Here is a 15,200-nt window from a genome sequence, read left to right as displayed (position 1 = left end):
GAGCGCACGATGATGGGTCGACGCTGGTTGCTACCCACTGGTGGACCGGATGTTCGGGGGAGGCTGGATATGACGCAGGCCGTGGTTCATGGAAAGAACAGCCGGACGGCAGCAAGAGGTGGGGAGACTTCCCACTGGCTCGCATCGGCGTCCGGCCAAGGGGCAGCAAACGCTTCCCGAAGTGCCTTGTCGCGACCCATTCCCGTCGCGCCGGAGCGCCACCGGCGTGTGCTGTTCGTTACGACCGAGATCGCCGACTTCATTAAGGCCGGCGGGCTGGGGGATGTGTCCGCGGCGCTGCCACGCGCGCTGAAACCCAACTACGATGTGCGGGTTCTGATGCCCGGCTATCGTCAGCTACTCACCGCTGGACGTCCGATCGTCCATGTTGCCAGCCTACCTGCCCGCCACGAGCTGCCCGCGTGTGAAATCGGCCGTCTGCTGTGTGAAGACGGCCTGATTATTTATGTGGTGCTGTGTCCCGAACTCTACGATCGGGTGGGCAACGCCTACGGCGATGAACTGGGCGTGGGCTGGGCGGACAACGACGTTCGTTTTGCGCGGCTGGCGATGGCCGCGGCCGAGCTCGTCAACGATGTTGCCCTGCTCGATTGGCAGGTCGACCTGCTGCATCTCAACGATTGGGCCACCGGGCTGACAGCGGGATACGTGCGCTGGCTCGGCAAACGTTACGTGCCCTCGGTCTACACCATTCACAACCTCGCCTATCAGGGCGTTTTTCCCGCCGAAAGACTGCCCGCACTGGGCATTCCGGCGACGGCCTTCCATATCGATGGGGTCGAGTTTCACGGCCAGCTTTCGTTCATGAAGGCCGGGCTTTCCTACGCCTCCCACGTCACGACCGTCAGCGGCAACTATGCCGTCGAGATCACCACGCCGGCGCTGGGCTGTGGCCTCGAGGGACTGCTCAAGAAGCGCGCGCTGGAAGGGCGTCTCAGCGGGCTGCTCAACGGCATCGACGATCACTGGGATCCGCGTACCGACCCGCATCTGGCGCCCAATTTCGGCATCAACGATTGGCACGGCAAACGCGCCAATACCCAGCGTGTGCGTCGCATGTTCGGGCTCGCGCCCAGCGGCGGTCCGCTGTTTGCCGTGGTCTCGCGGCTGGTAGCGCAGAAAGGGCTCGATCTGACCATCGAGGTCACCGATGCCATCGTGCGGGCCGGCGGCCAGCTGGTCGTGATCGGCCAGGGTGAACATGCCATCGAGCAGTCGCTCGTCGAGATGGCAACGCGCTACCCGGGTCAGGTGGGCGTCAACATCGGTTTCGACGAGGGCGAGGCGCGTCAGATCTATGCGGGGAGCGACTTTCTGCTGATGCCATCGCGGTTCGAACCCTGCGGACTCAGCCAGCTCTACGCTCAGCGCTTTGGCTCGCTGCCGATCGCCCACCGAACCGGTGGGCTCGCGGATACGATTCAGGACGGCATCAACGGCTTGCTGTTCGATGATATGAGCGTGGAGAACTATCGTGCCACCGTGCTGCGGGCGTTCGATCTGTTTCGGGCAACCGATCTGTTCTACGCCATGCGCCGGGCGGCGATGGCGGGGCGGCTGCACTGGCGCCAGGCCGTAATTCCCTACCGCCGGCTTTACGCCGATCTGCTCTCGGAGGCGACCGTCCGATCCGACGACGTCGCGGCACGACGATGACGAATTCTCGCCAAGGGCGCGCCAGTGCCGGAAGTACTGAAAGTGTTGAAAGTGCCGAAAGTGTTGAAAGCACCGAGAGAGACAACGAATCCGGTCCTGCTGAACTGAACGCCTCTGCGCAGAGGACTTCGACGCTTCCGGGTATCCGGCCGATTGCCGCTGATTTGTCGGCTGCCTCGTCATCCGGTTCCTCGTCCGTTCCCACGCCGCGTGACGCCGCGCGTCCGGGGAGCAAGATGAGAAGCAGTGAGTGGCTGGGCACCTGGTCCTGGGACGACGGCGACTGGATGCGAGCCAGACCCGGACGCCACGGGGGCGAGATGCCGCTGGCTTTCTATCGCCTGCGCGCACTCGACTGGTATCTCTCCCATTTCGCCCTGCCGATGAACTGGAATCGGCTCGCCGAGGAGCTGGTGCCCTATGTTGCCGATCTGGGCTTCACGCATATCGTCCTCGACGGCGCGCTGATCGGCCAGCCGCATAGCGTCGTCTGCCAGTTCATCGAGACCTGTCACATTGCCGGTGTCGGCGTGGTCATCGTCTATTCGCCGCTATCATCGATGACCCAGCCGGAATTTCTGGCGTGGTGTGATCGCTGTCATATCGATGGCTACGAGGAGGTGAGCGATCACTCCGGGGAGGGCCGCGGCGCCGAATGCCGACTGTTTCTGAGCAAGACCACCGAGCCGGTGCTGGTACTCGATCCTCGGGTGCGATGGCGCCTTGCCAGTGCCGACTACCTGGCACTGTCTCCCGCCGAGCGCTGTCGGCAACACGCCGCCTGGATTGCCGCGCTGACGCCCCGCGAACTCAGTCGCGGCCTGCTGGAGCAGGTGCCCGATGACACCACCGCGCTGGGGCAGTGGCGCTTGCAGGTTCATGGCGATGATTGGCAGCGTTTTGCGGCGTTCAGGACGTGTCTGGCATTGATGTGGGCATTGCCTGGCGACAAGCAGGTGGCAATGGGCGTCGAGCTGGGCCAGGTTCTGGCCGAGTCATGGGAAGCTGCGCTGCACTGGCCGCTGCTCTTCGAAAGTCGTCATGCGGGCGTACTGCGTCTGGTCGCCGATCTCAATCGTCTTTACGTCAACGAGCCGGCGCTGCAGGTCCGCGGCGAGGATCGTCTCGGCTTCGAGTGGCTGGTCGACGACGATAGCGACAATTGCGTGATCGTCTTCGCGCGCCATGCCGAAAGCGGCCATGCCAGCCTGGTCTGCGTGTGCAATTTTCAGGCCTGTGTTCACTATCGCTATCGTCTGGGCGTGCCCAGCGCCGGCTGGTGGCGCGAGACATTGAACAGCGACAGCGTTTTCTACGGCGGCAGCAATGTGGGCAACGGCCGCGGCGCCATGACGGAGCCGATACCCAGCCATGGTCACGCCCAGTCTCTCGCCGTGACAGTACCGCCGATGGCGGCACTGTTCCTGCGCCACGAAATCTGGTTCGAGGACGGTTCATGAGCGCGTCGTTTCAAGCGGATGACTCCGCGGGTAAGTCAGCGGGTGAGTCAACAGGAATCACCGGGCAACCCGGCGAGCCGAGAAGGGCCGCGTGGACACCGTTTTACGGTGCTGCGCCAGTCGCCGACGGGCGTATTCGTTTTCGGCTGTGGGCGCCGAGCGCGCAACGCGTCGACCTGGAGTGCGAGGGGCTGGGCTCTCAGCCGATGAGGCCCATGGGAGACGGCGATTTCGAGCTCGAACTCGAATGTTCGCTGTCGACGGCCTATCGATACCGGGTTTTCGTCGAGGGTGACGACGACGGCATGGCAGTTCCCGATCCGGCATCGAAAGCCTTGCGCGACGGCGTGGATGGGTCGACCTGCGTGGTCGATCCCGACCGCTACGCCTGGCGGCATCCCGAATGGACCGGCCGGCCGTGGCAACAGACGGTGATCTACGAAGTGCATCTGGGGGCCTGCGGCGGCATTGATGGTTTGCGTCATCGCCTGCCGGCGCTGGTGGAGCTGGGGATTACCGCGATCGAGCTGATGCCCCTCGCCGAGTGTCCGGGTGAGCGCAACTGGGGCTACGACGGCGTCCAGCCTTACGCCGTTGCTGCCTACTACGCATCGCCTGATGAGCTCAAGGCCCTGATCGACGAGGTCCACGGCCACGGTCTGATGATTTTTCTTGATGTGGTCTATAACCACTTCGGCCCAGATGGCAATTTCCTGACGCATTACGCCAAGCCTTTCTTCCGTGACGATCTGCAGACGCCATGGGGCGGTGCCATCGATTTCCGGCGGCCTCAAGTACGGCGTTTCTTCATCGACAACGCGCTGATGTGGCTGCTCGAATATCGTTTCGACGGGCTGCGTTTCGACGCCGTTCATGCCATCAGCGAGCGGGATTTCCTGGTCGAGCTGGGCCAAACCCTGCGTGAGCGCGTAGGCCCCGACCGGCACTGCCATCTGATTCTGGAAAACGAGCACAATCAGGCCAGCCTGCTGGCGCCGGGGCTCTACGATGCGCAGTGGGCGGACGACTGGCATAACACCATGCATGTGCTGCTGACCGGTGAGCGCGAAGGCTACTACGCCGACTTCGTCGACGACGCGACGCAGAAGCTCGCGACCGCGCTGGGCGAAGGGTTCGTCTACCAGGGGCAACCCTCTCGCAAGGGGGAAGCGCGTGGTGAACCCAGCGGTCATCTGCCGCCCACCGCATTCGTCAATTTCCTTCAGAACCATGACCAGATCGGCAACCGGGCGCTGGGCGAGCGTCTGCCACAGCTGACCGAACCCGAGGCGCTCGATGCGGCAACCCTGCTGTTGCTGCTGTCGCCCGCCATTCCGTTGCTGTTCATGGGCGATGAGTGGGGCTCGACGCGGCCGTTTCTGTTCTTCACCGATCACCACGACGCGCTGGCGGACGCGGTGCGGGAAGGGCGTCGCCAAGAGTTCGCCGATTTCCCCGCGTTCCAGGATCCGGAACAGCGACAGCGCATTCCCGACCCCAATGCCGTGGCCACGTTCGAGGCGTCCTGCCTCGACGACGCCGAGGCCGCCGCGCCCGAACACCGTCGCGTCCGCGAACGCTTTCGTCGCTGGCTGGCACTGCGAAATCGGCACATCATTCCCGGACTCGAGGGTGCTCGCGCGATCGGTGCCTGGGTCGTCGCCGACAAGGCAGTGGAATCCCGCTGGCAGCTGGGCGACGGGCAGATGCTGACTATCGTCATCAACCTCTCTTCGCAAGCGGTTGTTGTGGAGCCGCAGGGCGCGCCGCTGGTCTGCTCGCGAAAGGACGTGACCGATGCGGTGGCGAGCGGCCAGCTGCCGGCCCTGGCCTGCGTCGTCTGGCTGCGGCCATCGGATGGCTCGGCGGGAGCGTCGCGCGCATGACGAACCATCGCAATGATCGCCCTCAATCATCAGCCCCGCCCGGCGGCTCGCTGCAGCAACTGGCCGAAGCGGTCGGCTTGTTGATCGACTGGACCGGCAGCGACGGCCAGCCGCAGTCGCTGTCGCCAGCGCGTCAGCGCGAGATGCTCACTCATCTCGGCTGGCCGGCCGGCGACGATGACGAGATTGCCGCCAGTCTGGCGCGATGGCAGGCACGCCACCGGCCGGCGGCATTCGAACAACTGCCGCCGCTGCTGATTGCCGATCAGGGCGCTCCCTGGCGCGTGCCGGTGGTCGACGGCAGTGGCTGCGCTTTCGCCCTGCGACTGGAAAGCGGGGAGACGCTGGATGGGCATCTCGACGCCAGCGGCTGTCTACCCGCGATCGAGGAAACGGGGTATCACCGGGTGAGTTTCATTACCGAGCGCGGTGACGAGAGCGTAACCCGGGTGCTGGCGGTGGCGCCGCCGCGCTGCTTCACCCTCGACGATACTGCCCGCGAGCAGGGCGAGGCCCGGCCAAGCTACTGGGGCGTCGCGGCACAGCTCTACGCGCTTCGGCGTGACGGCGATGGTGGTATCGGCGATCTGCAGGCGCTCGCCGAGCTGTGTACGAGTGTCGCGCGAGCGGGCGCCGATGCCGTCGCCATCAGCCCCATGCATGCGCTGTTTGCCGCGCATCCCGAACGTTTCAGCCCCTATTCGCCCTCCAGCCGACTGTTCTACAACGTCTGGCACGCGGCGCCGGAGTGCCTGTTCGACGAGCAAACGTTGGCGCAGGCGCGGGCGCCGTTCAGCGAGGCCATGGCGAAGCAGGCAACGCTTGAGTTGATCGACTGGCCCGCCAGCGCGCGGCTCAAGCTGTCGATGCTGGAACGGCTGTTCGTGCATGTTCAGCATGATGAAAGTGCGCTGGCCTGGCGCTCTCAGTTGGTCGCCTTTCGTCGCGATGGCGGCGAGGGCCTGGAGCGCCACTGCCGTTTCGAAGTGCTGCAGGCGCATGCCGACGTCGCCGACTGGCGCCAGTGGCCCCAGGCGTGGCAGGACCCCGGCAGCGATACGGTCGAAGCCTTCGCCGAGCAGAACCGTGAGGCGATCACCTTTGCCGTGTTTCTGCAGTGGCTGGTCGCCGCTGGGCTCGACCGGGCCCAGACCGAGGCGCGTCGGGCCGGCATGGTAATGGGGCTGATCGCCGATCTTGCCGTGGGTGTCGATCCGGCCGGCAGTCAGGCCTGGAGCGATCCCTCCGAGTTGTTCCCGGGGTTGAGCGTCGGTTCACCGCCGGATGCCTTCAACGCCCAGGGTCAGAGCTGGGGCGTGGCGGCGTTCTCGCCCGAGGGGCTGGTCGATAGCGGCTATAGCGGTTTTCTGGCCATGCTGAGGGCCAGCCTTGCCCACGCTGGCGGCTTGCGTATCGATCATGTCCTGGGGCTGTCACGGCTGTGGCTGGTGCCGGAAGGGGCGTCGGCGCAACAGGGGGCCTATCTGCGCTATCCGCTGGATGATCTGCTGCGCCTGGTGTCGCTGGAATCCTGGCGCCACCGCGCCATCGTCATCGGCGAGGATCTGGGAACCGTCGAAGAGGGGCTGCGCGAGAAACTGGCGGCACGCGGCGTGCTCGGCATGAGCGTGATGTGGTTCGAACGCGATGACGAAGCGTTTCTGCCCGCCAACGCTTGGCGCGAGACCACCATGGCCACTACCAGCACTCACGATTTGCCCACGGTGGCGGGGTGGTGGCTGGAGAATGATCTGCGCTGGCGCGATCGGCTGGGGCTGCTGGCACCGCAAGAGACGCTTGCCGAATTGAGTGAGCAGCGCCGCCAGGATCGGCATCGGCTGGCCAGCGTGTGCGGCCTCGACGAGATCGCCACAGCCGTCGACTTGGAAAAAGCCCATGGCGATTCGGACGACGTCATTAACGATTCGAGTGACGATTCGAGTGCCGACGCGAATGGCGGTTCAAACGAGGGCGTGAACGTCGACGATGTCATCGACGCGGTACTGGTGCATGTGGCCACGACCCCGACGCCGCTGGCGCTGTTTTCGCTGGAAGATTTGCTGGGGCTGAAGGAGCAGGCCAATCTTCCCGGCACTTTCGACGAGCACCCCAACTGGCGACGGCGCTTGCCGGCGCCCGCGCCGCAGGCGCTAAACGATTCCGCGGTACAACAACGTCTGGCACACATCGATCGCGTGCGTCGGGAGCGTCGAACATGAGGTCTATCCGCGCCACCATCCGGTTGCAGCTCCATGCCGGATTCACCTTCGACGATGCTCGTCGGCAGGTCGACTACTACGCGGCCCTGGGCGTCAGCCATTTTTATCTGTCGCCGTTTCTCGCCTCGCGAACGGGATCGACGCACGGCTACGACGGCGTCGATCCGACTCGGGTGGACCCCGAGCTGGGTGGCGAAGCGGGGCTGACGCGGCTGGTCGAGGCGTTGCAGGCGGCCGATATGGGCATCCTGGCCGATATCGTGCCCAATCATCTGGCCGTGGGGGCCGAGAACCCCTGGTGGCAGGATGTGTTGGCTCACGGCCGCGACAGCGACTACGCCCGCTGTTTCGATATCGACTGGGAGCAGCCCGGTTCCGACGGCAAGCTGCTGTTGCCATTCCTGGGAGATCGTTATCTCCAGGTGCTGAATGACGGCGAACTGACGCTGGCATGGGACGCAGCGCTCGGCGCCTTCTTCATTGGCTATCACGAGCACCGCTTTCCGCTGGACCCGGCGCATACCGCCGAGCTGCTGGCGGCCCTGCCCGACGACGCTCGTACGGCGCGTGATCGCCAAGAATCGAGCGACGACGACCCGGCCATCGCCGCGATTCTCGCCCGGCACGATGCCGCGACCGCCGAGGGGCGGGGGCGGTTGCATGCGTTGCTGGAGCGCCAGGCGTATCGACTCGCCCACTGGCGTACCGCCAACGACGCGCTCAACTGGCGGCGGTTCTTCGATATTACCGAGCTGGCAGGGGTGAGTGTCGAGGACGAGAGCGTGTTCGATCTCTCCCACGCCTATCTGCTGTCGCTGGTCGAGCGGGGGTGGATCGAGGGGTTACGCATCGATCACATCGACGGGCTCGCCGATCCCAAAGGTTATGCGCTGCGTCTGCGGGCGCGGCTCGAGGCGATTGCCGAACGGCGTGGCGACAGCGCCGGGGAAAACCTGCATCCACCGATCCATCTACCCATCTATGTCGAGAAGATTCTCGGCGATGGCGAGCATCTGCACACCGACTGGGGCGTCGACGGCACCACGGGCTACGAGTTTCTCGACCTGGTCTCGGGCGTTCAGCATGACCCGGCCGGGCGTGAACCGTTGACCCGACTGTGGCGAGATATCAGCGGTCGCTCGGGGGATTTCGCCGGCGAAGTCGAGACGGCTCGCCGCGAGATGCTCGACGGCCCGCTGACGGCCGAATTCGAGCGCTGCGTCAGAGCGATCGGCGCGCTGGCCAGCGCTAACCCCGGCACACGGGAGTTCACTCTACCGGCGATTCGGCGGGTCCTCGGGGCGCTGGCGGTTGGCTACCCGGTCTATCGTAGCTATGCCGATCTCGAGGGGCGGCCCGAGCTCGACGCCGAAGCGTTCGACCAGGCCCTGTGCGCGGCGCGTTCGCGGCTGTCCTCGGCCGATGCCGGCTGGCTCGAACGGCTCGATGACTGGCTCGGTGGGAATGCTCCTGCCGCTTTCGAACAGCCCGAGCGGGATTTGCGCCTGACGGCGATGACGCGCTTTCAACAGCTGACGTCGCCGCTGGCGGCCAAAGCGGTGGAAGATACCGCCGGTTATCGCTCGGCGGTGCTGCTGTCCCGCAACGACGTCGGCTGCGAGGGAGATCACTTCGCCTACACGCCTCACCGTCTGCATGCGGCGAATCAGGAGCGCCTGCAGCGATTCCCACGTGGCATGTTGACCACCGCGACCCACGACCACAAGCGTGGCGAGGACGTCCGGGCGCGGCTGGCGGCACTCAGCGAATTGACCCAAATAATAGTGCCGAAAATGCACGCCTGGGCGCATGATCGACGTCTGTACGATAGCGACGAAATTCCCAGCGGCGGGGATCGCCTGATGATGCTCCAGCTGCTGTTGGCGGCCTGGCCGCTGGCGCTGGAGTCCGGCCCCGAGCTTGAACCCGGGCCGGACCTGGAGTCCGAATTCGTCTCCCGTCGCCGCCAGGCGCTGGGCGCCTTCGCCGATCGTCTCGTCGCCTGGCAGCAGAAAGCAATGCGGGAAGCCAAATTGCAGAGCCATTGGCTGGCGCCCGACGAAAGCTACGAGCAGGCCGGCGAAGATGCCATTCGTCGCGCCCTGACCGGCGACAAGCTGACTCGCGAATTGGCCGAGACGGCGGCATTGCTGGATCTGCCGGGTGCGATCAACGGTCTGGCTCAGGCGGTGTTGAGGCTCTGTTCGCCGGGCGTGCCCGATCTCTATCAGGGCACGGAATTCTGGGATCAGTCGCTCGTCGATCCCGACAATCGTCGCCCGGTCGACATGGCGGCGCGGCGCGAGGCGCTGGACGCCGCCGAGATGCCCGTCTCGGCGTGGCGGCACTGGCGTGATGGCGCCGTCAAGCAGGCTGTCGTCCAGCGTCTGCTGGCATTGCGGCGTCAGTATCCGGCGCTTTTCAGCGAAGGGGAATACGTGGCGCTACCGGCTGTCGGTGCCTACGCCGATCACGTGCTCGCTTTCGCTCGCCGGACCTCGGGCATGACGTTGGTGGTCGTGGTCCCGCGGCTGCCGATGGCGCTGCTGAAAACGCCGGACGGCACGCAGCTGCAATGGGCGGATACCGCATTACCTCTGGACGCCTTGGAGCTGAACGGGGCCGGCGAACCCTGGTTGACGCCGTTACCCGTGCATGCCGCCGGCGCTCTGGCGCTTCACGAACATTTGTCGGATTTCCCCTGCGGCGCGTGGCTATGGACATGATGAACATGGTGTCTGCCCAGTCAGGGTCGGCAGTACGAGCCGAGAGCAAAGGTCGGCAGTCAAAGTCGACATCGAGAGTCGGCGTCAAGCGTCGGCGTCAAGCGTGTCATGGCAAGGCATCGATCATAACGATGTCGAATCAACGGATCCGGTGAGGCAGGGATCGCCTCGCCCTACGACGAAAAGAGAACGGAGGACGTCACGATGACGAGTCGCGAACAACGGGTACGGATGCTGGCCTATCGCATCTGGGAATCGGAAGGTCGTCAGGAGGGTCAGGAAGCGCGGCACTGGGAGATGGCCGAGCGTATCGTCGAAGCCGAGAACGCGCGGGAGGAGGAACACGAATGGCTCGAAGCGTCGGACGAGCCTTCGCCGCTGGAAGGCGAGGATCCCCCGGCCGAGCCCGACGAGCTGGGTATCGATGAGCAGCGTCTGCCTTTGGATGACCCGGAGACGGAAGCGCGCAAGGAAGAGGATACCGGCGTCGAGGTGCATGCCAAGCCGGAAAAGGCCAAGTCTTCTTCCCGGCGCAAGACGGCGGACAGTAGCGGAAGTGGCGACAGTAGCGGAAGTGGCGACAGTAGCGGAAGTGGCGACAGTAGCGAAAGTGGTGAGAGTGGCGACAAGCCGGCACCGCGCAAGCGCGCCACCAAGAAGAGCCCGGAAGCGGAGAGCAAGAAACCTGCAACGCGTCCCCGCAAGCCGCGCGTTACCGGTAACAAGAGCGAGTAAGGCGACGCTCACGAAAGTGAATCGTCGTTCAACCAGCGTTGAGGAACCCGGGCATTGCCTGGTTTTCGACGGAGCGAGACATGACCGAGCGGCACGAAATCGACACGGATAGTGAAATGACCGTTCAGGGTGGCGTGGTACAGCCATCGCGCATCAGTGAAGGATTGCCCTACCCGCTGGGGGCGACCTGGGACGGGCTAGGCGTCAACTTCGCGCTGTTTTCCGCCACTGCCACCATGGTCGAGCTCTGCCTCTTCGACGAGAGCGGCGAGCAGGAGATCGAGCGTATCGCGCTGCCGGAGTACACCGACGAGGTGTGGCACGGCTATCTGCCCGATGCACGGCCGGGGCAACTCTACGGCTATCGCGTGCATGGGCCGTACGATCCGGAAGCAGGGCATCGTTTCAACCCCAACAAGCTACTGATCGACCCCTACGCCAAGCAACTGGTCGGCGAGCTCAAGTGGGACGATGCGCTATACGGCTACACCATCGGCCACGAGGATGGCGATCTCAGCTTCGACGAACGCGACAGCGCTCCTTTCATGCCGCGCTGTCGGGTTATTGATCCGGCGTTCACCTGGGGCCGATCGGCCGAAATCATGGTGCCGTGGAGCGACACCGTCATCTACGAGACGCACGTGCGCGGCTTCACCATGCGTCATCCGTCCATCCCGGAGGATCTGCGCGGCACGTTCTCCGGGCTCGCGGCCCCCGAGATCATCGATTACCTCAAGCAGCTCGGCATTTCGTCGCTGGAGCTGATGCCGATTCATGCGTTTGCCGACGACCGCCATCTGCAGGAAAAGGGGCTGCACAACTACTGGGGTTACAACACCCTGGCGTTTTTCGTGCCTCATCCGCGCTACATGGCGACCGAGACGATCAGCGAGTTCAAGCAGATGGTCGCGCGCTTCCATGCCGCCGGCATCGAAGTACTGCTGGACGTGGTCTACAACCACACCGCGGAAGGCAACGAGATGGGGCCGACATTGTCGCTGAAGGGTATCGACAACGCCTCCTACTACCGCCTGATGCCCAAAGAGCCGCGTTTCTACATCAACGATACCGGCACCGGCAATACTCTGAATCTGTCGCATCCCCGTGTCCTGCAGATGGTCACGGATTCCCTGCGTTACTGGGCCTCCGAGATGCGTGTCGACGGTTTCCGTTTCGATCTGGCGACGATTCTGGGCCGCGAAACCGACGGCTTCGACGAGGGCGGTGGTTTCCTCGATTCCTGCCGGCAGGATCCGCTGCTGTCGCAGTGCAAGCTGATCGCCGAGCCCTGGGACTGTGGCCCCGGCGGCTATCAGGTCGGCAAGTTCCCCCCTGGCTGGGCCGAGTGGAACGACCGCTTCCGCGACGACATGCGCGCCTTCTGGCGTGGCGACGAGGGCAAGCTGCCGGCATTTGCCAATCGCCTGACCGCCTCGGCCGATCTCTTCAATCACCGGGGTCGCAAGGCGTTCTCGTCGATCAATTTCATCACTGCTCACGACGGCTTCACGCTGCGCGATCTGGTCAGCTACAACGACAAGCACAACGAGGCCAACGGCGAGGACAACCAGGACGGCAGCGATGACAACATTTCCTGGAATCACGGTGTCGAGGGCGAGACCGACGACGCCGAGATCCAGGAATTGCGCATGCGCCAGATGCGCAACCTGCTGGCCACGTTAATGCTGTCCCAGGGCACGCCGATGCTGCTGGCGGGGGACGAGTTCGGTCGCACACAGGGCGGCAACAACAATGCCTACTGCCAGGACAGCGAGATCGGCTGGGTCGACTGGGATCTGTCCGACGAGGGCCGCGAGCTGTTGGCTTTCACCCAGCGCCTGATTCGACTGCGGCGCCAGTATCCGATTCTCGAGCGTGGCCGCTTCATGACCGGCGACCTGATCGAGGAACTGGGCATCAAGGATGTGACCTGGCTCAAGCCCGACACGACTGAAATGGAAGACGGCGACTGGCATGAAGGCGGCGTCAAGGCGATCGGTGTCGTTCTCGACGGTCACGCCCAGCCCACGGGTATCCGCGCGCCCGGCAAGGACGTGACAGTGCTGCTTGCCATCAATGCGAGCGAGGCGCACGTCCTGTTCGTGCTGCCGACGGTCCCCGGCGGCAATCAGTGGGTTCGCCGTGTCGATACCTTCGATCCGGCCGCCCAGGATGTTCGTGTCGACATGCAAAGCGAGTACGGCGTCGAAGCGCACAGTCTGGCGCTTTTCGAGCTTGTCGAGAGGCAGGGCGGCGCTCCGCATGCGTAGCGCGGGCCTGGTGTCTGCCGATACGCCTCTCGGCGACGGTCATCGCCTGATGGAACGCTCGTTGGCGATGCGGGAACGCATTCGGGATTCTGCTGCGCCGTAATCGGCATGCCGCACGAACGGTTCTCGTGGCATGGCCGCTGGACAGACTGCAACTCCACCTCATGGACGGAAGGAGACGCCAGTGACTACGAATTCATCCCCTCAGCCGGCGGCTGAAGTGGCGGCTACACCCTCTCGGCGAGATGACGCCGCCTTGGCGGCGGCGCACGCGCCACGCATTGCCATCGAGTCCGTTCACCCCTCGCTCGAACTCGGTCGCTTCGCCGCCAAGACGACTGTCGGCGAGCCGGTCGAGGTCTCTGCGATAATCTTCGCTGACGGTCACGATGTGCTGGCCGCCGCCGTGAGCTGGCAGGACGATCAGGGGCAGCGGCATCGCGAACCGATGCGGCTGGTACGACCGCTGGGCAAGGATATCTGGGAAGGGAGCTTCACGCCGACCCGGGTTGGCCGGCACACCTTCCTCATCGAGGCGTGGTGGGACGTGTTCGGCACCTACCGCGACGAGCTGTTCAAGAAGCACCAGGCCGGCGTGCCGGTGTCGCTCGAACTCGAGGAGGGCCGGCGGCTGGTAGTGGCTGCCGCCGAGCGCTCGGGAGACGAGCTGCGCGAGGCGCTGGCCGAGATTCACCAGCGCTTCCAGGCGTGTGGCAGTGATGGTGAGCGGGTCGGCGTCATGCTCGAGGCCTCGACCGCCCAGTGGATGCAGACCGCCGACGCGCGACCTCATCTATCGTGCAGCGACGCGATCTACCCGTTAGAGGTCGAACGCAAGGCGGCCCAGTTTGCCAGCTGGTACGAACTGTTCCCGCGCTCGGAGACCGACGATCTTGCGCGTCACGGCACCTTCGATGACGTCCACCGGCGGTTGCCGTTGATCCGCGACATGGGTTTCGACGTGCTCTACTTCCCGCCGATTCATCCGATAGGCCAGGCCCACCGCAAGGGTCGCAACAATACGCTGACGCCCGGCCCGGACGATCCCGGCAGCCCGTACGCCATCGGCAGCCCGGAGGGCGGCCACGAGGCGATCCATCCCGAGCTCGGTACTCGCGAGGACTTTCGCAACCTGGTCAGCGCGGCGGCCGAACACGGGCTGGAGATCGCCCTGGACTTCGCCATCCAATGTTCGCCGGATCATCCCTGGCTCGAGGCGCATCCGGGCTGGTTCTCGTGGCGCCCGGACGGCTCGATCCGTTATGCCGAGAACCCGCCCAAGAAGTATCAGGATATCGTCAACGTCGACTTCTACGCCGAGGATGCGGTGCCCTCGCTGTGGCTTGAGCTGCGCGACGTGGTGCAGGGCTGGGTCGACGAGGGTGTGAAGATCTTTCGCGTCGACAATCCGCATACCAAGCCGTTTCCGTTCTGGGAATGGCTGATCGCCGATATCCGCGACCGCGACCCGGACGTGCTGTTCTTCGCCGAAGCGTTTACCCGGCCGGCGGTCATGACCCGTCTGGGCAAGATCGGCTTCAACATGAGCTATACCTACTTCACCTGGCGCAATACCAAGGCCGAGCTGACCGAATATCTGAGCGAGCTCAACGAATCGCCGATGCGCGAATGCTACCGGCCCAACTTCTTCGTCAACACGCCGGATATCAACCCTTACTTCCTGCAGTCTTCCGGCCGGCCCGGATTCCTGATCCGCGCCGCGCTGGCGACCATGGGCTCGGGGCTGTGGGGAATGTATTCCGGCTTCGAGCTGTGCGAGGGCGAGCCGGTGCCGGGCAAGGAGGAGTATCTCGACTCGGAGAAGTACCAGATCAAGCTGCGCGACTATACCGCGCCCGGCAACATCAGCTACGAAATTACCCAGCTCAACCGCATCCGCCGCGAGAACCCGGCGCTGCAGACCCACCTGGGAGTGGCCTTCTACGCCGTTCATAACGAGCGTCTGCTGTATTTCGGCAAGCGCACCGATGACCAGGGCAACTTCATTCTGGTGATGATCAATCTGGATCCGTTCGAGGCCCAGGAGGGGGCCTTCGAGCTGCCGCTGTGGGAGTTCGAACTTCCCGACGAGGCGGCACTGCACGTGGAAGATTTGATGTCCGGTCACCGCTGGACATGGCAAGGCAAGTGGCAGTCGATCCGACTGGAACCATGGCATTTGCCGTTCGCCATCTGGCGCATCCACCCGGTGCGCTGATCAGCCAAG

8 protein-coding genes are annotated in these 15,200 nt (G+C 64.5%); all 8 read left to right on the top strand.

What is annotated here, in order from left to right; translation table 11 throughout:
* The first annotated feature begins 186 nt into the window (after positions 1 to 186).
* The 8 genes from glgA (at position 187) to DOM58_RS00120 (ending at position 15,191) form a co-directional block, all read left to right on the top strand.
* A complete protein-coding gene (glgA, locus tag DOM58_RS00155; RefSeq protein ID WP_245392087.1) occupies positions 187 to 1,677 on the top strand; it encodes a glycogen synthase GlgA in 1,491 nt (496 codons plus the stop codon).
* 236 nt (positions 1,678 to 1,913) lie between these two features.
* Positions 1,914 to 3,137 (top strand): alpha amylase C-terminal domain-containing protein, encoded by a 1,224-nt coding sequence (locus DOM58_RS00150; RefSeq protein ID WP_157957463.1) that lies wholly within the window; start codon positions 1,914 to 1,916, stop codon positions 3,135 to 3,137.
* 56 nt (positions 3,138 to 3,193) lie between these two features.
* Positions 3,194 to 5,023 (top strand): malto-oligosyltrehalose trehalohydrolase, encoded by a 1,830-nt coding sequence (treZ, locus tag DOM58_RS00145; RefSeq protein ID WP_245392104.1) that lies wholly within the window; start codon positions 3,194 to 3,196, stop codon positions 5,021 to 5,023.
* The gene (malQ, locus tag DOM58_RS00140) at positions 5,020 to 7,242 is read left to right on the top strand and encodes a 4-alpha-glucanotransferase (RefSeq protein ID WP_110691305.1); all 2,223 of its coding nucleotides are present in this window, start codon (positions 5,020 to 5,022) and stop codon (positions 7,240 to 7,242) included. The genes treZ and malQ overlap by 4 nt, the downstream gene beginning before the upstream one ends.
* The gene (gene treY / locus DOM58_RS00135) at positions 7,239 to 9,968 is read left to right on the top strand and encodes a malto-oligosyltrehalose synthase (RefSeq protein WP_110691304.1); all 2,730 of its coding nucleotides are present in this window, start codon (positions 7,239 to 7,241) and stop codon (positions 9,966 to 9,968) included. The genes malQ and treY overlap by 4 nt, the downstream gene beginning before the upstream one ends.
* Positions 9,969 to 10,172: 204 nt before the next feature.
* The gene (locus DOM58_RS00130) at positions 10,173 to 10,703 is read left to right on the top strand and encodes a DUF2934 domain-containing protein (RefSeq protein ID WP_110691303.1); all 531 of its coding nucleotides are present in this window, start codon (positions 10,173 to 10,175) and stop codon (positions 10,701 to 10,703) included.
* An 80-nt stretch (positions 10,704 to 10,783) separates the two neighbouring features.
* Positions 10,784 to 12,973, top strand: coding sequence for a glycogen debranching protein GlgX (gene glgX / locus DOM58_RS00125; protein ID WP_110691302.1), 2,190 nt, complete (start codon positions 10,784 to 10,786; stop codon positions 12,971 to 12,973).
* Positions 12,974 to 13,157: 184 nt separating this feature from the next.
* Positions 13,158 to 15,191 carry an alpha-1,4-glucan--maltose-1-phosphate maltosyltransferase gene (locus DOM58_RS00120; protein ID WP_245392086.1) on the top strand — a complete coding sequence of 678 codons (2,034 nt, stop codon included), beginning with the start codon at positions 13,158 to 13,160 and terminating at the stop codon, positions 15,189 to 15,191.
* Positions 15,192 to 15,200 lie beyond the last annotated feature (9 nt).

The organism is Salinicola halophyticus (assembly GCF_003206695.1).
Classification (GTDB): domain Bacteria; phylum Pseudomonadota; class Gammaproteobacteria; order Pseudomonadales; family Halomonadaceae; genus Salinicola; species Salinicola halophyticus.
The sequence above is the reverse complement of the archived record's forward strand: the minus strand, read 5'-3'. Positions and strand labels throughout refer to the sequence as shown.